The organism is Methanoregula sp. (genome assembly GCF_052325125.1).
In the GTDB taxonomy this organism is placed as follows: domain Archaea; phylum Halobacteriota; class Methanomicrobia; order Methanomicrobiales; family Methanospirillaceae; genus Methanoregula.
The window spans coordinates 51787-75689 of sequence record NZ_JBKQWO010000011.1 but is presented as its reverse complement, the minus strand read 5'-3'; the positions used below and the strand labels follow the sequence as shown (position 1 = coordinate 75689).

Genomic DNA, 23903 nt, shown 5'->3' with positions numbered 1-23903 from the left:
TTCTTTTTTAGGTTTTCTTTCGCGGCTTTGCAAGTGCATGCAAAAACCCGGTAAACGGGTTCTGTTGCCTGGGCCGGAAAACCCCTTGGTTGACGTACCGCACATCCTCGATGGAGAAGAACGCATCCGGGTTCGTCTCCTCGATATGCCGGGTGATCCGCGGGACGTCATCGCGGTTTACAAGCGAGATGATCATCCTGACGCCCCCCCGCGCACCTTTTGCATCGAGGCAGGTGGTCCCGTACTGTTCAGCCTGTAAGAACCCCGCGATCTCCTCGCTCGTTTCATCGGTGGTGATGATGCGCATGATCACCATGCCGATCGAGAGCCGCTCCTCGATGACAAGACCTACGTAGGTGCCCAGTGCAAATCCGAAGGCATAGGCAAGGAAGTTGGCGACATTGGACAGGTTGCTCATCACGCCCACGATGGCGAGCAGCCAGATGATGATCTCGAAAAACGCGATGACGGGAGCGAGGTACTTGATCCCCTTGGAGAGAAAGACGATCCGGAGTGTCTCCATGCAGACATTTGCGACCTGCGCAAGGAAGATCAGCGCCGGCAGGATGACCCAGGCATAGATTTCCGGGCTGATGATAAAAAATGCCATATATGAGCCTCAGGTCACGAATGTCCCGCGTTCATGCCGGAGATACCGGCGTGTAAGGAGCGTTGCCATCATTTGTATATCAAGGTTATTCAAAATCCGGCTAAAATAAGGGAAATTTGGAAAGATTCGGGTAATCACGCGGATACATGCGCCCGGTTTTCTTTTCCGGCCATCACGCGTACTTCGCAGGATCCGAATCAAATTTTTTCTTGCAGCCCGGGGCGCAGAAATAATATTTCTTCCCCTTGTACTCGCTCGTGAACTTTGCCGTCTTTTCATCAACGGTCATCTTGCAGATCGGGTCGATTGCCATTTTTTCGTCACCTATGATCCTTCTTCCTTGCTTCAGGTATATACCCTTTGAGGAGAAGCGAGAGGGTCACGACGGTCACCGAACTCGCGGCCATCGCAAGGGCGGCAAGCTCGGGCCGGAATACGAACCCGAAGAACGGGTAGAGGATCCCGGCGCCCACCGGAATAAGAGCTGCGTTGTAGGCAAAGGCCCAGAAGATATTCTCCCGGATCCTGCCCATCACTTTTTTCGAGAGTTCGAGCGCTGCCACCGCATCGAGAAGGTCGTCCCGCACGAGCACGATCTCCCCGCTCTCGATGGCGATATCCGTCCCGCTGCCGATTGCGATCCCCACGTCAGCCTGCGCAAGCGCCGGGGCGTCATTGATCCCGTCGCCGACAAATGCGACGCGTTCTCCCCGTTCCTGCAGGGCTTTTACCTCCGCGGCTTTTTCTCCCGGGAGAACTTCTGCTATCACCCGGTCGATCCCGATCGTGCGGCCTATTGCGTCTGCCGTGCGCCTGTTGTCCCCTGTCACCATGACGACAGCGATCCCGTGCGCCCTGAGCTGCCGGACCGCTTCCGCACTGGTACTTTTGAGCGTATCTGCGATCGCGATAATGCCTGCAGGTTCACGGCCGGTTGCAACCAGGATCACCGTCTTTCCGTCATTTTCGAAGGTACGGATCTTCGCATCGATCCCTTCGGGAAACGCGATGCCATTTTCCTGCATGAGCGTTCTGTTGCCCGCCAGCACCTCTTCGCCAAGCACCAGCGCACGGACCCCCTTGCCGCCCAGGGTATCGAACTTTCCCGCGTCGCCGATTGCAACCCCCTTTGCCTGTGCGGCGCGGACAACTGCCCGGGCGAGCGGGTGGTCCGAGTTTTTCTCGACTGCCGCGGCAAGAGACAGGAGCGTCTCTTCCGTAACGCCGGTCGCCACGATATCAGTCACCTCCGGTTTTCCCCGGGTGAGCGTACCGGTCTTGTCGAAGATGACGGTCGTGACCTTTTCTGCGACCTCAAGCGCCTCGCCGTCCTTGATGAGGATTCCCAGTTCCGCGCCCCGTCCGATCCCCACGGTAACTGCTGTCGGCGTGGCAAGGCCGAGCGCACAGGGGCAGGCAACCACGAGCACGGAGATGAGCGCGGTGAGGGCAAAGAGCATCGTCGCACCGAGCAGGAAGTACCACACGATGAATGCGGACGCGGCGATGATAAGGACGACCGGGATAAAGTACGCGACCGCGACATCTGCGATCCGCTGGACCGGCGGCTTTGACCCCTGTGCATCCTCGACGAGTTTGACAATCTGCGCAAGGACGGTCTCCTTCCCTATCTTTGTGGCCCTGACCGAGAGGACGCCGTTCGTGCTGATCGTGCCGCCGACCACCCGGCTCCCTTTCGCTTTCAGGAGCGGGACCGGTTCCCCGGTGATCATCGCTTCGTCCACGTAACTCTCGCCGGCCACCACCTCGCCGTCCACCGGGATCCTGCTGCCGGGTTTCGCGATCACGATGTCGCCGACAACGAGGTCCTCGATGGCGACCTCGGTCTCTTTCCCGTCGTGGATAACCGTTGCCGTCTTTGCCTGGAGCCCGGCCAGTTTTTTGATCGCATCCGATGTCCGGCCCTTTGCCCGGGCTTCGAGATATCTCCCGAGCATCAGGAATGCGGCGAGCATGATCGCGGTATCGTAGAACATGAACTCATGAGTGAGGACGATCGAGAACGTGCCCATCACGCTTGCGACATACGCGACACCCGTACCCATGGCGTACATGACATCCATGGAGAGGGTCTTGTTTTTGAGCGCCGTCCACGCGGCCTTGAAGATGGGGTATGCAACGTAGAAGAAGACCGGTGTCGAGACGACGAGCATACCGTACGCGAGCACCTGCATGGGGATCCCTGTTGGCACCCACATGAGTACCATCAGGGGAATGCTGACCGCAAACCCGATGGAAAACCGCATCAGCTTGTCATGGAGGTCTGCATCACGCGCAGCCTTTTCTGCCTCGTCGCTGATCTCGCCGGCGATCCCGAGGTACTGGTACCCTGCGTCTTCGATCGCCTGCTTCATGTCCGCAACTGCCGAGACAGACGGGTTGTAGGTGACGTATGCCTGCTCGTTTGCGAGGTTTACGTTCGCCGCGACGACCCCGGGCAGCGCCCGGAGTGCCGCCTCGATGGTCTGGACGCAGGTCGCGCACATCATGCCGCCGACTTTGATCACCACCTCCCGGTTGGTCACCTCGTAGCCGGCGTCCCGCACGGCTTTTTCGAGATCGACAAGGGAAACCTTCGAAGGATCGAACTCCACGTGAGCGGTGTCGGTCCCGAAATTCACCTGAGCCCGGGCGACATTTTTGACGTTTGAGAGTGCTTCTTCCACGGTGACCGCACAGGTCGCGCAGTGCATACCGGTTATTTTCAGTTCTGCTTTTTTCTTTGCCGTTACAGGCACGGGTCGGGCCTCCAGAAAGAACAGGGTTCCTTTGTTCCGTCATCTCTCTTTTTGTGCTTATAACGGTTATGAAGCGAACAATTGGGTACGGGTGGAATGTTTATTGCACAGGACGCCAACATGCAGGAATGAGTACGGATTTTTAGGGAGATATCATGAAGGTAACTATCGACCGGATGCAGTGCGTGAGCTGCGGTTCGTGCTGGGATTCGTGCCCGGCACTCTTTGTACAGAATGAAGAGGACTCGTTTTCGCAGATCGTTCCCGAGTACCAGGAGAAAGGGGATTTGGCGACCAGTATCACGCTTCCTGAAACCATCGCCTGCGCACGCGATGCCGCCGACCTCTGCCCGTCGGCGATTATCACCATTGTAGAGTGACCGGCATCCCGCCGGCAATAAACGACCGCCCGGGCTCACTCGCGGATCATGGAGAGGATCATACGGAACCGTTCGCGGGCAAAGACCGCGTGCGGCTTGTTCGCCGGCAGGATGATCATTTCACCGGTCCCGACTACAAAGGACGTTCGCGCGATCTGCACTTCCGCTTTGCCGTCGGTCACCATGAGCACCGCGTCGAAGGGAGCGGTGTGTTCCGAGAGACCTTCTCCTGCATCAAACGAAAACAGCGTGATCGAGCCGGCTTTTTTAAAGACGATCATCCGGCTTGCCACGGTGCCGGGCTGGTACGCGATGAGGTCGTTTACGTTGAGCACTTTTTCCCTGATGTCTTCACGTCCGGTATCGGTCATAACAGGTCACTAAAGAGAGAATTTTCTCCTGCCACCAGATATCAGTGCCGGTCATAGCCGGGATCTTTTATGCGCGGAAGGTGAGGGCCCTCTTTGGTTTCACGGGAAACCACCCCCGTACCTTTTTGCGAGGACGAGGGGGGCAGATTTTCTCTTCTTACAACGAAAGCGCTTGGTTTATATGAAGAGGAACCAGATTTCTTTTTCTAACGAGATGGTTGTATGAAAAACGTTACAATTGTAGTTCTGGCACTTGCGCTCTGCCTCCTCTGTCTCCCCCTTGCAACCGCAGACACGCAGGGTACGTATGCGGGCACGGCAACTGCCGGGACCACAGGACAGGTGTCCGGTGCATCCGGCCTGCCGCTTCTCGGGGCCGAAGAGGTGACCATCACAGAAACGACGATGGAACCCGTCACGTACCCGACCGAGGAACCGACGCTGAATCCTACGGAGGAAACTACGCAGCCCACCGAACAGCCGACACTGAACCCCACGGAGGAAACCACTCAGCCCACCGAGCAGCCGACACTGAACCCCACGGAAGAAACCACTCAGCCCACGGGGCTGCCTACGGTGATGCCGACCACGGAAGAGACGACCTCGCCGATCCCGGGCCCGTATGCACCGGTTGCCGATTTCACTGCGTCACCCGCCTCAGGCAACGGACCGCTCACGGTCCGGTTCACCGATACGTCCCTCAACGCCCCCACCATGTGGTACTGGGATTTCGGCGATGGCGCGACCGATGCCTCGACCGGGTCCCCGATCCACACCTATACCGACCCGGGCAGTTATACGGTGACGCTCACCGCGACTAACCAGTACGGTTCGGACACGATCACCAAATACGACATCGTCACGGTGAACGGCCAGGTGATGAGCAACGGCGCGATCTCTGCCCAGTCCGTCCCTTCGGGGGCCACGATCTACGTGAACGGCAACAGCTACGGGAACTCGCCGGTCACGGTCAATAACCTCCTGCCCGGCACCTATGCGATGATGGCGACCCTGAACGGCTACTCTGCCGACACGCGGACGATCACGGTCTATCCGGGCAGGACCACGGGATACTACCCGACCCTCCAGCCCTCGCCCAACCCGCCGGGAACGCCCGGGGCGATCTCTGCCCGGTCCTCCCCGGCCGGTGCGGCCATTTACGTCAGCGGTGTCTACTACGGGACCTCGCCGATTACCGTGAACAACCTCCTCCCCGGGACCTATTCGGTGATGGCGGCCCTGGACGGCTATTACTCCAACACCCAGCTCGTGACCGTCACCGCGGGCCAGACCGCCGGGTACTACCCGACCCTCCAGCCTTCACCCAACCCGGCAAGGACCGGTGCAATCTTTGCGCAGTCCACACCTGACGGTGCGGCCATCTACGTGAACGGCGCTTATGAGGGCGTCTCCCCGGTCACCATCACGGACCTCCTCCCGGCCACCTACTCGATGAAGGCGACCCTGAGCGGCTATCCCGACGATGAACAGCGGATCGCGATTAGTGCCGGCCGGACCTCCTTCTATTCCCCGGTATTCTACCCGTCACCGCCGCCCGCCGGATCAGGACAGGGGATCATTGCCGTGTACAGCAATGTGGACGGGGCGCAGGTCTCCTTCGACAATGTCAATGAAGGGAACATTACAAACGGCGTACTCTACGTGACTGTCGCCGTCACCGGGACGCCCGTCCGGACGTACCGGGTAGAAAGCCCCGGATACATCCCCTACACAGCCTCCCTGGCCCAGTGGCCGGCGAGCGGTGAGATTATCAAGGTGCAAGCCCCGCTTGTTCCCCTGCCGGTACCGACGACGCATGCGCCGCTCCCGGTCACGGTCACCCTGGGCGCGCTGATCGGCGCCGGCGGCATTGTTCTCATCGTGGAAAACCGGCGGAGAACCCGGTAAATCCGCCACCACTTTTTTCAGGAGCATTCCGGATCTTCATTTTTTAATGGCTGAAGGTCGATGCATCCGCTTTATGATGACTGGATAAAAGAGAGTCCGGACGCTGCATGAAACCTTTTTTGATGCTGCACAGACAACAATACGTCATGTAAAAGAGAGGTTTGGAGGCATGCATTATGCCGCCACAACCTCATCCGGCCATTGCAGAATGGGGCACTACGGCTGCCACAGGGTCGTTTTCTGTTATAACGATGCGGGCGGATTTTCAACTTTCCGCGATGGCCGTACCTCACGGATAATCAGGTAAAGGACATCGATAAGGTACCCGAACAGCGGCAGAATCGCAAGAACCGTCCAGACCGGTGCGAACATCTTCTGTTCTTTTGCGTCCCGGTAGATGAGGAACGCAATGAGCAGCTGGATAACCCAGAGACCGATCATCAGGACGGGACCGGCAAGTGAGTGCGCTGCAAATGAGTGCGTATGATACATCATGAATGGTGCCATTGTAAAGGATACGTTACCTGATATTAAATGCTTTCACCTGCTGGCAATGAACCGGATCACGGTAAGCAACCACCTCGAAAGTATCGGAGCTTTTCTGTCGTAAAACTCAGAATGCCGGCTGGTTGCAGAAGCCTTGCACAGTCCGGGAATACGAAGAAGATAACGTCCTTTGGTAACAGCTGGCATGGATATCATGCAAACAAGTGATCCTCTCTTCCCGAAAATTTCGACATCTTAAAAAACGCAGGGAACGGTACACGAGATTTTGCTAAAATTACAGAAAATTACCGTTCATCCGGATACTCGAAACCTCACAAAACCGGTATCCTCATATTCACATTTGTATACCGGTCAAAAAATCTCACGGTAATTATGAGAAAATGCGGAGGCTGAAGAAAACGAAATCACATGGCAGGGGCATTCAGGGTTACAAACATCTTCTTCTTATAGGGCTACGAAAGAGAGGACCCTAACTGACAACCAGGGTTCGTGGCAGATTTCACCCGGGCAGTAAGAGCGATGTAACGAGGATAAGAGATCAACCTTTTTGGTTTTAGTGATATCCCCAATCAGTATGCAAAGAATAAAATAATCTGAATACGAGGTTAAATTATGTCTTTTCATGAGATGCTGGAAGAGGCTTTTACCGGCCTTGAAGCAGCAATTGTGTTGATCGCATTTATCGTTGTCGCGGCGGTTTTCTCGTATGTGGTGCTTGGCGCCGGTTTTTTTACATCCCAGACTGCCCAGGCTACCGTCCACACAGCCGTTGGACAGGCAAGCTCGGTCCTGGAAGTGTCTGGCGTGTACGGGATTCGTGATGCCACGAATAATAACCTGGACTATGTTAACGTAACTTTTGGAAGTGGCGGGGTCCCCGGCTCTGATACGGTGATTTCGTACGATGATAATAACGGCGGCCGCATTGGAAATCTGACCTATGGTGACTGCCCCACCAACCAGGCCAATAGTCCTACCTGGTGTATTGCAAACGATAGTGGTGCGAATGTCGTTATGGTCGGCGTGCCGAGCACTGCAACACCCAATACAAAATTCAATATTAACTTCCAGCCTTCAACGGGTGTAGCTGTTCCCATCACCGGGACTGTACCCGGCAGCCTGACCCCGGTCGTGGTACTCGACTGATTTTTTTCCCTAAACTTCCCAACCTATTATTCCAGAAGCCGGTCCTGATACTATAATCAGGAAAAATTATCATCGCCGGGTTTGAAAAAGGGTCGACAACGGATGAGAATAGTCAACAGTGTATTATTTCATACTGTTACATTTATATTAAACCAAATGTTTATATCTCCAAGTGCGAGAATGTAAATTATGCTCCCCCTTGAACAAGTGTATCAACAAATTTTGGAAATGACCGATGGAAATCCTTACAAAATTGAAAATGTAAAGGATTATAAATTAAAGCTGGCTATGAAGTATACTGACGACGTCAAATTAGGGTGTCTCAAATATTTTGCTCAAAAAAATTATATTGAAAAACTTCCTAAAAACAACGATTATACATTCGGTGAAACTGATTCATTCAGTGTCACCGCACAAGGAATTACCGCTTGGAATGATTGGTTCAATGAAAAATCTCCTAAACCTTCATTTTATTAAATTTTAGCTTCGTTGAAACCATCAGTGCAAAACCGTATAGATTGATTCTTTTCCGTAATACAGGGAATATAAACGAACATCGCGGAAGGTTTCAACTTTCAGAATAGAAAATTTGACCATCTGTGAGGAGTGCTGCTAAGGAGAATTAGACTTGATTTGAGAGCGAGCATTGAAATCCATGCGCGCATCGTAAGTATTTAGAAGATTTATCATCTTAGAGACTTGAACAAAAGGGTCAACAACGGTTGATGCTTATGAAAATGTCCATAATTTAGTCTTATTTCGTTAAAATAACTAAAATTTTGACATATTTTGTTTTATTCGGTTTTTATAATCTGGGAATCGTAATGCATTAACGATTGATTTGAAAATTTGCTATTATCCGTAAATGCAATAGCCCCTTGCCACATGAAAATTAAACAATAATATTAATAGATATAAAATAAATAAAACGCAATTCAAGGTGGCGAATGAAATGCTGGACTTTGTATTTTCAAACATGCTTCTGGCAGCAGATGCCGGAATTCTTAACGAAACATCGAACGCTTCCGTGAATGGAATCTCACTTATCAGTATGCTAAACACAGTGAGCCCAACCCTTCTTGAATATTTATTTTTCTTTCTGGCGTTTCTAATTTTTCTGACGGCCTTCATTGTCTTTGTGCCACTCTACATTGACCAGAATTGGGCGAACAAGACCAATGTTACTCTGATGGCGAAGATCGATTCAATCAAAGATTCCCATTTTTCTGAGGATACAAAAAAGGAATTAATTGAAAAGATTATCGATGCCGCTCAGGAACCACGCGGTGTTGTCGGAACGACCCGGCGCACGCTTGCGGTTTCTATCCTTCTCGTAATTGGGATTACGGTTTTCATAATCGTGCTCATCTCGGATCAAACTGATCTGATAAATACCACGCTTGCGAGCCTCACGAGTGTCTTTGCCACAGTCATCGGTTTTTATTTCGGCGGTTCACAAGCAAAGGATATTTTGAACCAGACTGCTCAGAGCGCGAACGTCCCCCCGGCCCCCTCGGCCCCTTCTGAAATCAGCGGTCTTTCTCCTGATTCGGGAGGTGGGAATACTACCGTCGGTTTCAAAATTTTCGGCACTAACTTCCCTTCCGGTTCCCGGGTAACACTGCAGATGACCGGCCAGCAGTCCGTTGAAGCCAAAAATGTAAACGTGACGCCAAAGGTTATCAGCTGTGATTTCGATCTTCCCGCCGCAAAGGGTATCTGGGATGTCGTCATCGTTTCTACTGACGGGACCACGACAACATTGAAAAACGGCTTCACTATTACCTGATGTGAATAAAGTGCCACTTTTTAGAGAGGAACCGTGCGCTTGGTTTGCCGAAAAGAGCAGACCGATTCTTTGAAACGGCGTTTGGGTTGACTTGTATAATGCAATTTTCCTCCCTGAAATAAAGGAATTTAAGATTGATATAAACACATTGGTCCAAAATGTGAACAACCGATAAAGACGGGTTGTAAAAGATATGCATCCTGTGGGGGCATCTTTGGAGAAATAATTCTGCTTAACAATTTATCATCGCCGGGTTTGAAAAAGGGTCGACAACGGATGAGGATTTTATCTTTTTTCCGGCAGATGCATTTTTTACTATTTACACAAGCCCGCAAGGTATTATTATTTAAAATTCCCCGGGGTATTAGCGTAACCCGGGGTACCTTCCTCACGCATCCAGTACCTGAATTTTACGTTATATTTCAGTTCGTTTCTCTTTGCTAATTCATACTTTCTGGAATCGTCCTTATAATAAAGGCACAAAACGTGGTCTTTCAGGCCGTCAGGGGTAACTTCACTTACTTTAGCTTTATGGAAATGGAGATTCATGATTTCATTTTTGGCAATTTCGATAAGTTTGTTCTTATCTTCACTGAAAAAAAGATATTTTCCGGTAATTTCATAGCCGGGTTCCTCTTCGTGTGATAACCAAATCCAATCCCCATCAGAACCGGTTATCATCTTTCATCACATATTCTCTCTTATTGAATACAGATTGTATTTATCCAAACTATATAAAAAATCGTCTTTTATTTTTTGTTTTGGAAAGAAGGCTCCAGATTTTTCGGCCGGGTGAAGGAGACAATTCCCGCTGTGATGCCGCTCAAAACTATCCAATGGGCAGGGACCCGGATTTTGTCCGGCTTATTCAGGAGATCCGGAGACCCGGCCTCCTCACCGTACCTCCCCGGGCAGGGCACGTGTACTGCGGAGCGCAGGATCCCCAAAAACCATTCCATCGTGAAGTTTCCCCGGGTTTTCCGGTGAAGCCCTGGTACCTTGCAGTTTTATTTCAGTCGTCTGGCCTTTACCATCGCGACGACTCCCGCAACCGACGGCAGTGCAGTGCTTGCGAGCGCCCCCTGCCAGCCAATAACCGGCACGAGGCTTTCGGTGATCAAGGGGGCCGAAAGGGCGGCGAGCCCGACCATCAGGTTCAGGATGCCGGATGCAGGACCGGCATGTTCCGGGCCGACGATCTCCCGGGGCGAGGCAAAAACCGTTGCCGGTATCATGCCCCACACGATGCCGAGGACGACAAAAAAGAGTGCCCATGAAAGGAACCCAGGGCGAGGGAAAAATATCACCGGGCAGAGGAGAAGTCCCGCTGCCATCGATATGAGGATGAAGGTTTTCCGGGTGTGCAACCTGTCCGATAACCTGCCAGCGACCGGGGCTACCCAGATGATCATCGAAACAGGGAGGATCGCAAGCGCGGACGCCGTGAAGAGACTGAAACCAAGGACCGTCGTGAAATACGCGGGTGCAAGGGACGTTATCCCCAGCAGGTAATAGTTGAGCGCGAACCACGCGATGGCAACAAGCCACATCTCGCGGTCGAGAAAAACAGACTCGATGCAGTCATGGGAGAGGCAGGCTGACCGCTCATCTGCGAAATAGCCACTGATCCGTGTTCCGTCGTCAGCCGGTTGTTGTGCGAGAACGGCCCAGAGAGCGAGGGACGCGATCGCAAAGAGAAAGGAGAACCAGAGTACCGATATCCAGCCGTACGACGTGATGAGGACCGGGGCGAGTACGAAGATGAGCAGCCCCGAGACGGGGAGTGTCGTCGCCCAGATGCCTGTCGCAAGGCCCATCTCGTCTTTGCGGAACCAGACGGAAAGGGCACCCACCGGCCATGTGAATGCCATCCCGAAGCCCAGCCCCGCGATAAACCGGCCGAGGAAGATCCCCCAGAACGTCGGAAAAACCGTCGTGATTAGAGCACCCATGCTGATCGTTCCGAGACAGGCGATTCCCGCAGTTTTCCAGCCGAGCCGGGGAGAAAGGATCGCAAACGGGATCGCCATGACGGAGATACCGATACCAAAACTGGTCATGGCGGTAAACCCGATACCGGAGAGGGATACCCCAAGAAAAGCGGTCAGGGCAGGAAAGAGCGGGGGCATCGCAAAGAGTGCGATCGGCCCGGCCATGCCGGCGACGAACGCAGCAAAGAGAATTGCCCACCGGTACCGGTAACTCCCGCTCCCCTGCACAGATGCACCCCGCAATGAAAAGACCATGGTCACCGGGGCTATTTGGAGGTTTCGCCGGAAAGTATCGCTTCCCGGGACACGGGATAATCCCTTCCCCATCGTCTCTGTTATGAAAACGCAGGGTTCCGGATCTCCCGATAAAACCGGTCACCTTGTCAGGATCGGGACTTCCGTTATCAGATCCGGCGACCCGGGTTGCCTCCGGCCGGATACCTGCCGGTCTTCCCGAAATCTCCGCGGGAACAGGCGTTGCCGGTGTTCAGTCAGGTTTCCTGCCGCCCGTTTCCCAGCAGCGAGAAAAACAGGCTTTGCGCCACAATGATCCGCTCCAGATCGCCGATGTCCACGCTCTCATTGGTCCCGTGGATGCGCGAACACGAGGAGTCCTCGGCCCCCCACAGGATGAACCCGGCATGGGGCACGGCGGTCCGGAGTACAGACGTCAGGGGGATCGACCCACCGGTCCCCTTTTCCATGACCGGTCCTCCAAAGGCGGTTTCCAGTGCATGGCGGGCTGCTGCGTAACCGGGACCCCCGGCCGGGCAGATGAACCCGAAAGAAGCACTTACTTCAGTCACCTCAACGCGGACGTTCCAGGGTGCGACTGCACGGAGGTGGTCCATCAGGAGGTGCACCTCGCGGCGGGGATCCGCATCCGGGGCGATACGCATGCTTACCTTTGCGGCCGCCCGGGGGATCAGGATATTTGCGGCCGCGCTGATTGAGGGGGCATCGATCCCGATCACGGTGATGGAGGGTTTCGACCACAGGCGTGCGCCAAGCGGCCCGGTGCCGACAAGGTCAACCCCGGAAAGCAGCCCGGCACTCTCCCGGTAGATCTCAGCCGGGTACTCCATGGCCGGAGGTGAACCGGACCTGAGGCCCTGCACTGCCACGTCTCCTTTAGCATCATGGAGCGTGGCAAGCATCCGTATCAGGGCGACCAGGGCGTCGGGTGCCGCACCCCCGAACATCCCCGAGTGTACCGGGCTCTTAAGCGTTCGAACTTCAACGATGCACGAAACCTCGCCCCGCAGGGTTGTCGTGAGCGCCGGGTTTCTGACGGCGATGTTCCCGTTATCGGCAATGATAAACACATCGCACTGGAACAGGTCCGGGTGTGCGGCGACGAACGCATCGAGATGGCTGGTCGTCTCCTCCTCTCCCTCGATGAGCACCTTCACGCCCACGGGAGGATTTCCCTCAAAGACCCTGATGGATGCTGCCGCGATCACGATGCCCGACTTGTCATCGGCGGCTCCCCGCCCGTAGAGGCGCCCGCCTTTCTCCACGGGGGTCCAGGGATCCGTCTCCCACCCGTCCTCTCTCTGTGCCGGCTGGACATCGTAATGGGCGTACACCATAACGGTCGGTGCACCTGCGGGGGCCGGGATCTCCCCGTACACTGCCGGGTATCCCCCGGGAATATCGATGAGGCGGACTGCCCCGAGGCCGTACTCTTTGAGCAGCGCAGCCGTCGCGTCTGCCATCGCACTGACAGGTCCGGGGGGATAACCGGGAAAGGCCACCGAGGGATACCGGATAAGAGTTTTGAGCCGTTCCACGACATCGGGCATCATGGCCCGGGTTTTCGAGAGGATCTCTTCGAACGTTACCACATTTCCCATGCACGCGAGCTCCGGATATACTCGTTCCCATGGTGGCTTATAGTATCTTTTGTGCTCATATTTCCGGTCGTTTTTGCATGATGAGGAGGCTGGAGCCTCCCTGCCTCATCCCGCAAGGGCGCAAAAACGAGACTATGATGCAGTCCCGCGGGATGCATTCTTTTTCCACCAGCCGGCGATGAGCGGGATGACCACCGTCAGCACGTAATACAGGTACACATCCGGCTTGTAGTACCCGTCCGCCGGTTTCAGGGCGACAACGATAAACACGTAATCACAGGCAACGGCAATCGCGGTCCAGGCAACCGCGAGCATTGCGTAATACCGGAAATCTTCATGCCTGATTTGTTTGAACAGGACCCAGAAGGTGATAATGACGCCGACCGGCAGGATCGCCCAGCCGATCAGCGAAACAGGGAGAGCGAAGAACAGGAGAATCCCTGACACATACCCGATGAGCCAGAGGACAAGGCCCCAGCCCAGCGTATCGATGACGCATTGTTTATCCATTCTCTTCCCGGACAGCATGTTACAATCGATAGGGGATAAAGGTAAAGATTTGCGGGAGGGAGGGGGTCGGGAGGAGGAGGCAAAATGTCCCCCCTGCCTACAAAAGAGCGAGGTGTGCCACCACTCCCGGAGGGACACTCTAAGTGGATATAAGTGATGAAAATTTAAAAAACAAACAAACTCCCTGCCCAGCCGTACCCCGGGTGGGTCGCGATACGGGGAGGCCTCCCGCATTTTTTACCGGTTTTCATAGTTCCGGTGTAAACCCGATCAGTTCATGTCTGGTTCCCCGGAGCAAAAAATTCCGTGAAATTCACACATCTCTTTATCGGGTCAGTGCGCCAATGAGGCATTATCCCTATGCAAACTACTGAAAAAAAGATCAGAATAATCCGTGACAAATTGAGCAGGATCGGTATCGGAGAAAAGAGCCTTGACGATGAAGCCATCCTTTTGTCGTACAGCATCAACTCATGCGGCAACCTGTGTTCGGTTCCCAAGATCCATTAAGCCTTTTTTCACATCTGAAAAACAGATAATTATTGTTTTTCGAAATCCGTCATCACGCAGAACTGGTCAATCTCTTCCCGGTTGAGCGGGTCAGGAGACTCATTGGTTGCATCCCCGGTCTGCTCGCAGCAATACCCTCCCCCTCATATCACGTACGGGACCAGCGCCCTGACCTCTCTCCTGTACCGGGCGTATTCCTCGCCGAACTCCTCCTCGAGGAACTTTTCTTCCATCCGGAACTTTATCACGAAGAGGACGAGGATGAGGAGGACACAGCAGAAGACAATGAAATACCCGGTGCCAATCGCTGTCCCGAGAAGTCCGAGCAGGATTCCTGAATAGATGGGATGGCGCACGAACCGGTACGGCCCGGTCCGGGTGATCGTGTGCTGCTCGCGGATGGCGGGCATCCCGCTCCAGTTTTTTCCCAGATGGACCCGGGCCCAGATTGCAAAGCCGAGGCCGGCGAGGGTGATGAGCAGGCCGGCGACGGTATACCCGATGCTGTCAGGTACGATCCGGTCCGTCATGAGATCGGGTGAAAACCAGTTGATGAGGATAATCCAGATAGCGACCCAGACGATCCCGTACAGGAAATACGAGAGCCGCGACTGCTTCCTTTTTACCGGTGAACGGGTCTTCCATGCGGAGATGAGCCAGAACGCATAGAATGCTATCCAGAGGGTAACGAACAATGATACATCGGTCTGCATGGTTTCTTTCCTTTTCGCCCGGTATCAGGAGGGCCGGGCACGAATTCCTCACCGGAGTGAGCGCCGGAAGGTGATGAAGGTATGCACCAAAAAAAACGGATGTCCGGCCAACCCTGCCGGAGCGGGGAGGGGATACCGGTGGGTTTTATAGGTGGCGGGGCAAGACTGGATCTGGTGGCACCATGCAGATCACTCCTTATATCCATGCTCTCAAGACCCCGCTCGGCCCTGACCCCGGCCGGTTCGTGTACGTGTACCTCATCTACGGGGACGGCATCACCGTCATCGATACCGGTTTTAACGGGACGGAGAAGCTGATCACGGGTTACATCCGTTCGACCGGCCGGGATCCCTCCGAAATCCGGCTGATTATCCTCACCCATGCGCACCCGGATCATACCGGCTCTGCAAAGGCACTCCGGGACCTGACGGGCTGCACGATCGCCGCCCACCCGCTGGACGCCCCGTCGATCGAGCACCCGGACCCGATGCTCCTCAAACCCCCGGCCCCCGGCATGCAGTCACTGGTTGGCGGGGGAGTGCCGGTCGGCAGACCGCTGGAGGAGGGAGCGGTTATCGATTGCGGGAACGGGCTCGTACTTGACGTGCTTTCCACCCCGGGACACACGCCGGGCTCCATCTCCCTTTTCCTGAAAAAAGAGATGGCCCTCTTTACCGGAGATACTGTACAGGCCCCGGGCCGAGCGCCGATCTACACCGACCCGGTCGCACTGGTCCGGTCGCTCCGGCGTTTTGCGGCAATCCCGGGGATCCGGCACTACCTTCCCTCGCACGATGAGCCTGCACAGGGAAAGGAGACCTACCAAAGATTCGACGAATCCCTTGCCTATATCAGGCGCATTCATGCATTGATAAAGGAGGCCGCGGCAGCAGCGCCGGGGACACCGGACCCCCTGGCTCTTGCCGGCCGTCTGAGTGCCGAGCTGGAACTTTCCGGCGTACCCGGGCACCACGTGGCGTTCATCGCGCGGAGCATCGAGGCCGATCTCGCGGCGCAGGGACTGGACGAGCGGCTCGGAGAGTGACAGCCGCCAGGGGGAAATGACCGAAAAAACCGCATCTCCTTCGCCAGATGGCCGGTTCTGCCCGCACCGGAGGGCCCCGGATGGCAGATCCGGGCATTTTCCCGGAAAAACCCACCCCGGTTTCACGGTGCGGGACCCCTCGTATTTTCAGGCCATAGACGCATTTCCAGCCCTTTTGGCGCTCTGCATGACCAGTTCATCCTCCCTTTTTTCGCGATGAAAGGAAGGCCGCTAAAGTGCACGGTTTTTTCCCGTTTAAAACGCTCCGTTTCAGAAAATACCGGATTAAAACAATAATCGTGGAGAGGATTGGCACCGCTTCCACTGGAACTTCCGGGGCACGGTTCCGGCCCGGCACCACTTACGTCGGAGAACAGATAGCGGGAGACTGTAGGTCCGGCCCCCCCTCATCTGTAAAGGGGGCCTGCCGGGGGGGGGTAGAACTTACCGGGAGTACGGGTTTGTGTAATCGTCCGGCCCCCACCAGTCGATCTCGGCGACCGTGGTCGGGTAGATCCGGAGACGGCGCCAGGCCCGCTCGTGCTGCGTACGGAGCCAGATCTCCCGGATGATCCATGGCGGGAACGGCAGGCTCCGGACCTCGCGGAGATCATCAGGAATCAGATCTTCATATATCGTATCCGGGTTGATCCGGTACCGGGTCTGCCGGACCCTCACGACACAGGCTATCTTTGGTTTGAAGATGAAGAGATCGTACGCGAGGTCTGCTTGCGTATTCTCCTGCCACCGGTATCCCATCCTTTCAGCAAATTTTTTTGATTCGTCAATGGCAGCGACCGGCTTTTTTCCCCGGGTCATTTTTGTACTTGGGGGGTGAGGGGTTGAAGAGTTTGTGGTTGGAGGGGGATGGTGCGGAGTAAGAGTATATAACCTCCTATTCTCCATAACCGGGTACCGATGTGTTGACGGTTTACACATAATTACTTCACGTCCGAGAACATTTCCAAAAACCAACCACCAGCGTACCGGGACCGGCCTGGTACGTAAACGAGGCATTCACCATGCTGCGGGGCCCCCGGGCTATCTTCAAACGGGACTTCAAGAAATTCCTGAGCAATCCGTTCATCATAGTCTCGACGCTCCTCATCCCCGTGATGTACCTGATCGTGTTCGGGAGCGCGATAGGAGGGACACTCAGCCATGTTCCGGTCGGGGTCGTGCAGGAAGCCCCGCCTTACAACGACACGCCGCTCTTTACGAGCGCGGCATACCAGCTCAACCACATCAGCCAGGGAAACCAGAACGATGCAGAGAAACTGCTGGATGTCACGGTGTACCCGGACGAGGCCCAGGCCAAACAGGACCTGGAGAACGGGAAAATCTCAGCGGTCATCGTCTTCCCCTCATCGGTTTCTAGCGACAACGCCGTCCGGCTCTACGTCGACAGCTCGGATTCCACGACACCCCCGATGATCGAAGCGGCGTTAAACGGGGTCCTGCTGGCCCTGGGAGCGAGCAACCCGGTCACGGTCGACAAGATCTACGGGGATATCACGTATATCCAGTTCTTCGGCGTGGGCGTGATCGTGATGGCCATCTTTACCTCCACGTCGTTTGGCGGCGGGATCGCGCTCATCAAGGACCGGGAGAACGGGATCCACGAGGGCTATCTGGTGACGCCGGTGAAACGGTCCAGTATCATCCTCGGGATCATTTCAAGCGGCACCGTCCGCGCCTTCATCGCGGGTTTTGTCATCTTCTGGATCGACCTGATGATCACCGGGCTTACGCTCCAGAGCTTCCAGGATTTTGTGCTCGTGCTTGTCGTGATCCTGATCGTCAGTATCGGGGTGACCAGTTTTGTTGTCTCCTTTGCATCCCGGTTTTCGTCGCAGCAGGAGTACAGCCCGGTGATCGCGTTCTTCAACCTCATCCTCTTCATGACCTCGGGGGCGTTCTACCCGGTGATCGGCATGCCGGGCTGGCTGCGCTGGATCACCGTCATCAACCCGGAGTTTTACGGCATTTCTGCACTCAGGAGCATCATCCTCAGGAACCAGGGGATCGGTGTGATATGGATGGACCTTGTCGCCCTCATGATCTTCTCATCGATGATGATCCTCATCGGGATTTTGACGTTCAGGAGGACGCTGGAGTGAGGGGGGGAGGGGGGCTGGTAGAAAGAAGGGGGAAGTGTCCAACATGAGAGGAAACTTACCAGTTATATGGACGGTCAGTACGTCCTCTTTCGGGGAAGTGACATCTTTTTTCAGATGTTGCAGGGCTGGGCCTGATGCGGTATGGTCAAAGTAGATTTTCCGGGACTTCTTGCGTGTTGGTGTGATTTTGTAAAGAAACTAAAAGGAAAAGTTACTAAACTTTCTTTGTGATTTAGTCTTCACATCTGAAAGAGCACAAAAAGGGGTAATTTCAATTTTCTATAAAATCTTGGAGTAGGAATGAAAAACTTGTGGGAATAGCACATTTCCGATCCTGTCTTCGTTCAAACCACTGGAAATTTTCTTTTTTATAAGATTATATCGAATATACTGTTTGTTTTAACTCCAAAAAGAAACTAGGAATAGGTATGAAAGACGATGCAGAACAAAACATAGGAGTGCTGGCTGCAATCCTCCTTGCCTTGGTAATTTGCATAATCGTCTTTATTTTTATAATTTTGCCAGCTCTACTAGGACTAAAATGGTAACAATTACTGTAGGGGGGTGCAATGTCAGAACCATGCGATGATGAAGTTTCAGCGTTCCACGAATCAGGGCATGCCGTATTTGCTTGCCTATTAAATATCCCCATAAAATATATCACAATAGAAAAACCTGCACGCTTTCGATATACAGTTCGAGGAAGTCTCAAACTACCATTTAATATGAGGGCTCATCGGATTATTTCGGCTGCTGGTATGAAAGTGCAGAAAAAATATTTCCCAACAGTTATCGATTCTAGAGACGGTAAAACAGATACAACGCACTTTGACAATTCGTGCAAAATTAGTCATATAGACCCATCAATTGAAAGGAGAGAGATCGAATCGTTTATTAATAAACATCTCGAAGATCCGGAGGTCCGCCATAAAATCGAAATATTGTCGCATGAACTCCTCAAAAAACGTACAATTCATGGGAAAGAAATAGAGAAAATTCTGGATGAAAAAATACCTCCGGAACTTGAAATTCAAACAGTTGATATCGTCGCATCAGCAATGAAGTCGGCATTATCATTACTTCCAACGATGGGCCCTCTAATGAGTGAATTGGTTGGAACCATTATTCCAAATCAGCGATTTGATCGATTAGTGAAATATTCCATTCAGTTAGAGAAAAAAACGGAAAAAATAGATTCTGCTCTATTAAAACTTGCGTTACAAAATGAAAATTTTACGGAATTAATGGAGGAAAGTTTAAGACAATCCGCAAGGTCATTATCTGATGAAAGACGAAGTTATCTTGCATCGATAATTAAAAACAGTCTTATTTCTGATGATGTTGATTTCATTGAATCCAAACATCTTCTAAAAATTCTTGGAGAAGTAAATGATATAGAGATAATTTTGCTTCGTTTTTTTCTTTATCCTATTGTAAATGGTGACCGGGAATTCAGAGAAAAACACAAAAAAATACTCGAACCCATCGACACTTTAGGAAATCCACAATGGATGATCGATAGCGAACCCAAGGTACCAATGGATTTCCAAGGAACTCTCTACAAAAGTTATCTAGAACATCTTGTACAACTGGGCCTCTTAGCAAGAAGATACGATATTGATATGAAAACCAATTCACAAATTTATGATACATTTTCCAGAGGGCAAAAATTAAGTGGATATGATATTACAAATCTTGGAATCCTACTTATATATCACATTGATTGTGAAACGAAGATAGATGGGATTCCATTTCCCTTCAACGGTCGAAACCAGTGATGCCGGATTAGTTTCACCCCGCCTAGCTTTTTTTCATCTACTCTTTCAAACAAATACCGGTAGATGGATTACCATTATACATCCTGTCTGGTATCGTGTCATCACTGTAGGTATGAGTGGACGTATATGGGTTCACTTCTTGCCAGTCTTGGACGATCAAGAAGGCCGATCAGGGTTCAATGTCCGAAATGCCACCCACGGATAAAACTGGATGCAAAAAACATTGCATAATTAAATTGAGCTTCCCGACGACCCCGTTGGCCGTGTGCCCGGTGTCCCTGCCCGCCAATATGCCGACGAGTGAAAGAAAACCCCTGCGTCACCAGTAAAATTCCAGGGCCGGTAAAGCAAGATATCGTTCACGGGTCATCATTGAAAGATTTTCTAAAGCAGGATCTCTGTCGTTACGGTAAGGCCATCTTTTTTTAATAGATCCCATCTATTCAGTATTATGCAGGTCAAATGGATTCTCCTGACCATAATCATTGTTTTTTTTACCATCTGGTTCCTCATTTTCCCGTTTCTCTTTGACCCGTTCGCCCATCTCGTACCCTATGACAGCCAGAATAATGTATCCATAACAGATGTCCTTCCCATCACAGGAAACAGCGACTGGTATCAGTTCTGGTATGACCGTGCTTTTGATCCCATCGACAATGGTGCACGCTACGATGCCAAAGCAAGTGTAGCGACTGGCGATGCCGTTACCCTGATGAACCAGCCGGAAATGTCCTTTTACTGGTACCAGCGGGCAGATACCGATGTTCCAAACGATCCGGATATTATGAAACGGTTGGGAACCGTGGATCTCCGGTCCGGGAAGATCCAGGACGCCGATCAGATCTTCCGTTCGATCCTCGCGTCCAGCCAGAACGATACAGAGGCCCTGAGAAGTGAGGGCATCATTTCGGCCTATGAAGGAAACTTTAACGGGGCAGTGGCGGACTACGATCAGATCCTGGCACAAAACCCGAACGATGCAACTACATTAAGCCTGAAAGGTGACGCCCTCCTTCTCTCTACAATTGTCCAGCAACAGGCCCTGCAATCAGCTGCACGCAGTATTTCCCCGTATCCTGATGGCAATACCCCGCCCCAGTCCCCCATTTCCTACAATGATTTGGCAAGTTATCAGGAGGCGATCCAGTCGTACGAGCAGGCAATGAAGATCAACCCTGCCCTGACCATCCCGATAACGGCGAAGGTCATGGGGGTAACTTCGAACGGGATAAACGAATACGAGAGTATCCTCAACAATATGAGTGCATAGGAGCAGACCCGGTAAAAGGTATGCTCACGGAGGGCAGGGCTTTGCGGTTCCGGGCGGCGCCGGGTGCAGGCGCTACAAACAATTCCGGCTGGAAAATTTCTCCCCGCTTTTTTCCAATTTCCCGTCGTTTAAAACCCTGTTAGATCAATGACGTTATCATGCCCACAGGATAGGGGTAGGAGATTTCCTAATGAACACAAACGTTTCGGCACAACCGGCCCGTGATGGATTCAAAGCGCTTTCCGATGCGGAGAAGCGATGGTTTTTGATCCGGGTACAGGAGCTGCCGCGTGCCCCCACACATGAGAGACCGGTCCAGAGCCGTTTATTGGTTACGTGAGCGGGTGCATCGGTTTATTTTTGTTCCATGTGGTTCGTTTTTGAACCGGTCCGCATAGGACGCACCGTGAAAAGCGGGTCACAAACTTCTTTAAAAAAAGCGTATGGGAAAAAAGGGCGGTTTTAGAAATCCGTCATAATCCGGAACTGGTCGATCTCTTCCCGGTTGAGCTGGTCGAGGAACTCGTCGGTGGCATGCTCGATGTCCTTGCTCGCCGTGATGCCCCGGCCAACCACGAGGATATCAGCGCCGGCCTTCAGGGCGTCTTTTACGACTTCGACCCGGATGCCGCCGGCGGTTGCGCAGAGGAGTTTTCCTCCGGCCGCCTTCTTCATCGCCGGGATATCGCCCCATGCATGGGAGGTCTCCTCGGTGTCGATGGCGCGGTGGAGCTCGACGATGTCAGGCTTCACCTTGAGCTTCTCGATGAGCTTTGCCGGGTTCTGCACGTTGAGCATATCGATGATCGAGTAGATGCCGACCTTGCGGGCTTCCGCAATCGCCTTCTCGATCGTGGAGGTCGGGGCGAGGCCCGAGACGACGACCGCGTCGGCAGTGGCGTCGGCCGCCATCCGGGCTTCGAGGTTGCCGGTGTCGAGGATCTTCAGGTCCGCGATGATGAACGCGTTGGGCCTGAGCTTCCGGATCTCGCCTATCACACCGAGGCCGAACTTCTTGATCAGCGGCGTTCCCGCCTCGATGATCACGTGGTCGTTCTGCGGCACTTCCTTCAAGACCTGGGCGACCTTGCCCATGTCCACAAGGTCCATCGCGACCTGCAGGTACGGCGGGTCCCAGAGGCGCTGCACCTTGAATCCCATGATGCCGTGCGCAGCCCGGTCCTTCTCGTAGACAAGGGTCTTCTCGTCGGGGAATTTTTCGAGCGCCCGGCGGAGGGCGAGCTTCGTCGCGCCGTAATTGTACCGGTAGATCCGGTTGTAGTCCCGTGCGTCGGGGTGGACAAACGCCGATGCGATAATGGCGATCTCCTCGATATCGACATTGGCAAACACGCCTTCCTCAAGGCTGTCGGCGACCGCCTTTGCGACCGCCGCCTGCACGGGCCCGAACATCTCGTTCACCTGCTCCATGCCCTTGAGCGTCACCTTGGGAATAATCACGGTGGCGGGCTTGGTGAGCAGGTTCGGGCGGACGACCGCGAGGAGCGGGGTGTGCCCCATCGACAGCTGGGACACCGCGTTTGCAAACGCGTTCCCGACCGGGCCTTCCTTGTTTCCCAGCAGCAGGTCGATATGCGCAAGTTCCGCGCCCTCGCCTATGAGTGCTTCTCCGACAAGATACATGTGAATCTTTTATCTCCGGTTAGATATGTGACCGCCAACCATGATAAGATTACGCGGGAGTGCTCTTGTCGCCCGCCGTTTATACCAGCAGCTGCCCCGAGAATACCCGCACTGCGTGGCCGCCGAGAATCACCCGGTCGCCGGCGAGCGTGACCCTGACCGTCCCGCCCCGCGAGGAGCACTGGAACCCGGAGAGTTCGGTCTTGTTGAGTTTCTTCCCCCAGTACGGCCCGAGGCAGCAGTGGGCGGAGCCGGTGACCGGGTCTTCCGGCACGCCAAGCGCCGGGGCAAAAAACCGGGAGACAAAATCCACATCGGGCAGATCGGAGACCGCGGTCACGATGATGCCCCGTGCAGGGATTGCAGCGAGGGCGTTCGTGTCGGGGTCAAGGTCGCATACGTCCGAAGCGGTCGCAAGTTCCACGAGCAGGTCGAACCGGTTCCGGCCGATAAAGACCGGTGTTACCCCCAGCGCCCGGTCGAGACCGGGGACCGGTACTGCATCCCCTGCCGGTTCAGCAGGAAAATCAAGGGATATCCATTCCCCGTCCCGGCGGGCGGTCAGCGTCCCGGACCGTGTCGTAAAGATGATGACCGATCCGGGTTGCTCGCGGCCGGTCTCCCAGAGCACGAATGCCGAGGCAAGCGTCGCGTGGCCGCAGAGGTCTACCTCCTGGGCCGGGGTAAACCACCGCAGGTCCCATCCGCCGGGAAGAGGGGAAAGAAATGCGGTCTCCGAATGTTTCAGTTCGCCGGCGACCTGCTGCATCCACGCAGGCTCTGCCGGGCCCTCCATGATGCAGACCGCGGCGGGGTTCCCGCGAAACGGGAACCCGGTAAAGGCATCCACCACATGCAGCTCGTGACCCATGATAGTGGATTGTTATGCCGGTTCATAAAAGATCCGGGGCGGGAAAAATCACTGCGTGTTCAAATTCACACACTGACGAGCAGCACGGAAAAATTACGAGTGCTCCCCGCCTCAGGGCCCCTCC

The 23903-nt window shown here is 54.0% G+C and carries 23 protein-coding genes; 10 read left to right on the top strand and 13 right to left on the bottom strand.

Going from position 1 to position 23903, the window contains the following annotated elements; genetic code table 11:
- Nucleotides 1–7: 7 nt before the first annotated feature.
- The 3 genes from ACLQMU_RS02795 to ACLQMU_RS02785 form a co-directional block, all read right to left on the bottom strand.
- The gene (locus ACLQMU_RS02795; protein WP_422148586.1) at nt 8–610 is read right to left on the bottom strand and encodes a DUF2179 domain-containing protein; all 603 of its coding nucleotides are present in this window, start codon (nt 608–610) and stop codon (nt 8–10) included.
- Between the two features lie 172 nt (nt 611–782).
- Entirely contained in the window at nt 783–923 is a 141-nt protein-coding gene (locus ACLQMU_RS02790) for a YHS domain-containing protein (RefSeq protein WP_292367601.1), read from the bottom strand.
- A 7-nt stretch (nt 924–930) separates the two neighbouring features.
- Entirely contained in the window at nt 931–3324 is a 2394-nt protein-coding gene (locus ACLQMU_RS02785; RefSeq protein WP_424040139.1) for a heavy metal translocating P-type ATPase, read from the bottom strand.
- Between the two features lie 200 nt (nt 3325–3524).
- Here ACLQMU_RS02785 and ACLQMU_RS02780 point away from each other — a divergent pair, with 200 nt between their 5' ends.
- Nucleotides 3525–3749, top strand: coding sequence for a ferredoxin (locus tag ACLQMU_RS02780; RefSeq protein ID WP_422148585.1), 225 nt, complete (start codon nt 3525–3527; stop codon nt 3747–3749).
- Between the two features lie 35 nt (nt 3750–3784).
- On the opposite strand, the gene ACLQMU_RS02775 is transcribed toward ACLQMU_RS02780, so the two are convergent.
- Entirely contained in the window at nt 3785–4120 is a 336-nt protein-coding gene (locus tag ACLQMU_RS02775) for a cupin domain-containing protein (RefSeq protein WP_422148584.1), read from the bottom strand.
- A 222-nt stretch (nt 4121–4342) separates the two neighbouring features.
- On the opposite strand from ACLQMU_RS02775, the gene ACLQMU_RS02770 reads away from it, so the two are divergent.
- A complete protein-coding gene (locus ACLQMU_RS02770) occupies nt 4343–6028 on the top strand; it encodes a PEGA domain-containing protein (RefSeq protein ID WP_422148583.1) in 1686 nt (561 codons plus the stop codon).
- 243 nt (nt 6029–6271) lie between these two features.
- On the opposite strand, the gene ACLQMU_RS02765 is transcribed toward ACLQMU_RS02770, so the two are convergent.
- Nucleotides 6272–6535 carry a hypothetical protein gene (locus tag ACLQMU_RS02765; RefSeq protein WP_422148582.1) on the bottom strand — a complete coding sequence of 88 codons (264 nt, stop codon included), beginning with the start codon at nt 6533–6535 and terminating at the stop codon, nt 6272–6274.
- A gap of 612 nt (nt 6536–7147) precedes the next feature.
- On the opposite strand from ACLQMU_RS02765, the gene ACLQMU_RS02760 reads away from it, so the two are divergent.
- From ACLQMU_RS02760 to ACLQMU_RS02750, 3 genes are all read left to right on the top strand, one after another.
- The gene (locus tag ACLQMU_RS02760; protein ID WP_422148581.1) at nt 7148–7681 is read left to right on the top strand and encodes an archaellin/type IV pilin N-terminal domain-containing protein; all 534 of its coding nucleotides are present in this window, start codon (nt 7148–7150) and stop codon (nt 7679–7681) included.
- 189 nt (nt 7682–7870) lie between these two features.
- Nucleotides 7871–8158 (top strand): hypothetical protein, encoded by a 288-nt coding sequence (locus tag ACLQMU_RS02755; protein WP_422148580.1) that lies wholly within the window; start codon nt 7871–7873, stop codon nt 8156–8158.
- 475 nt (nt 8159–8633) lie between these two features.
- Nucleotides 8634–9470 (top strand): hypothetical protein, encoded by an 837-nt coding sequence (locus tag ACLQMU_RS02750; protein WP_422148579.1) that lies wholly within the window; start codon nt 8634–8636, stop codon nt 9468–9470.
- A gap of 342 nt (nt 9471–9812) precedes the next feature.
- Here the strand turns inward: ACLQMU_RS02750 and ACLQMU_RS02745 are convergent, their stop codons facing one another.
- From ACLQMU_RS02745 to ACLQMU_RS02730, 4 genes are all read right to left on the bottom strand, one after another.
- Complete coding sequence (locus ACLQMU_RS02745) at nt 9813–10151, bottom strand: hypothetical protein (RefSeq protein WP_422148578.1); 339 nt, start codon at nt 10149–10151, stop codon at nt 9813–9815.
- 326 nt (nt 10152–10477) lie between these two features.
- Nucleotides 10478–11716 (bottom strand): MFS transporter, encoded by a 1239-nt coding sequence (locus ACLQMU_RS02740; protein ID WP_422148577.1) that lies wholly within the window; start codon nt 11714–11716, stop codon nt 10478–10480.
- Between the two features lie 236 nt (nt 11717–11952).
- On the bottom strand, nt 11953–13317 hold the full coding sequence (locus tag ACLQMU_RS02735; protein ID WP_443673524.1) for a M20/M25/M40 family metallo-hydrolase: 1365 nt from the start codon (nt 13315–13317) through the stop codon (nt 11953–11955).
- A 132-nt stretch (nt 13318–13449) separates the two neighbouring features.
- Nucleotides 13450–13827 carry a hypothetical protein gene (locus ACLQMU_RS02730; protein ID WP_422148575.1) on the bottom strand — a complete coding sequence of 126 codons (378 nt, stop codon included), beginning with the start codon at nt 13825–13827 and terminating at the stop codon, nt 13450–13452.
- A gap of 360 nt (nt 13828–14187) precedes the next feature.
- Between ACLQMU_RS02730 and ACLQMU_RS02725 the strand changes: the two genes are divergently transcribed.
- A complete protein-coding gene (locus ACLQMU_RS02725) occupies nt 14188–14337 on the top strand; it encodes a hypothetical protein (RefSeq protein WP_422148574.1) in 150 nt (49 codons plus the stop codon).
- A gap of 143 nt (nt 14338–14480) precedes the next feature.
- On the opposite strand, the gene ACLQMU_RS02720 is transcribed toward ACLQMU_RS02725, so the two are convergent.
- Nucleotides 14481–15050, bottom strand: a complete 570-nt coding sequence (locus ACLQMU_RS02720; RefSeq protein ID WP_422148573.1) for a methyltransferase family protein — start codon at nt 15048–15050, stop codon at nt 14481–14483.
- Between the two features lie 182 nt (nt 15051–15232).
- On the opposite strand from ACLQMU_RS02720, the gene ACLQMU_RS02715 reads away from it, so the two are divergent.
- Nucleotides 15233–16096 carry an MBL fold metallo-hydrolase gene (locus ACLQMU_RS02715; protein ID WP_422148572.1) on the top strand — a complete coding sequence of 288 codons (864 nt, stop codon included), beginning with the start codon at nt 15233–15235 and terminating at the stop codon, nt 16094–16096.
- Between the two features lie 444 nt (nt 16097–16540).
- Here ACLQMU_RS02715 and ACLQMU_RS02710 read toward each other — a convergent pair whose 3' ends face one another.
- Nucleotides 16541–16915, bottom strand: coding sequence for a hypothetical protein (locus ACLQMU_RS02710; protein ID WP_422148571.1), 375 nt, complete (start codon nt 16913–16915; stop codon nt 16541–16543).
- 203 nt (nt 16916–17118) lie between these two features.
- Here ACLQMU_RS02710 and ACLQMU_RS02705 point away from each other — a divergent pair, with 203 nt between their 5' ends.
- The 3 genes from ACLQMU_RS02705 to ACLQMU_RS02695 all read left to right on the top strand — a co-directional run bounded on the left by ACLQMU_RS02705 (nt 17119) and on the right by ACLQMU_RS02695 (nt 21264).
- Entirely contained in the window at nt 17119–18216 is a 1098-nt protein-coding gene (locus tag ACLQMU_RS02705; RefSeq protein ID WP_424040432.1) for an ABC transporter permease, read from the top strand.
- Between the two features lie 569 nt (nt 18217–18785).
- On the top strand, nt 18786–19994 hold the full coding sequence (locus tag ACLQMU_RS02700) for a hypothetical protein (protein WP_424040431.1): 1209 nt from the start codon (nt 18786–18788) through the stop codon (nt 19992–19994).
- Between the two features lie 451 nt (nt 19995–20445).
- The gene (locus tag ACLQMU_RS02695) at nt 20446–21264 is read left to right on the top strand and encodes a tetratricopeptide repeat protein (RefSeq protein WP_424040430.1); all 819 of its coding nucleotides are present in this window, start codon (nt 20446–20448) and stop codon (nt 21262–21264) included.
- A 462-nt stretch (nt 21265–21726) separates the two neighbouring features.
- Here the strand turns inward: ACLQMU_RS02695 and ACLQMU_RS02690 are convergent, their stop codons facing one another.
- Together ACLQMU_RS02690 and ACLQMU_RS02685 are read right to left on the bottom strand one after the other, a co-directional pair.
- On the bottom strand, nt 21727–22908 hold the full coding sequence (locus ACLQMU_RS02690; RefSeq protein WP_422149409.1) for a bifunctional 5,6,7,8-tetrahydromethanopterin hydro-lyase/3-hexulose-6-phosphate synthase: 1182 nt from the start codon (nt 22906–22908) through the stop codon (nt 21727–21729).
- 79 nt (nt 22909–22987) lie between these two features.
- A complete protein-coding gene (locus ACLQMU_RS02685; protein WP_424040428.1) occupies nt 22988–23779 on the bottom strand; it encodes a PhzF family phenazine biosynthesis protein in 792 nt (263 codons plus the stop codon).
- Nucleotides 23780–23903 lie beyond the last annotated feature (124 nt).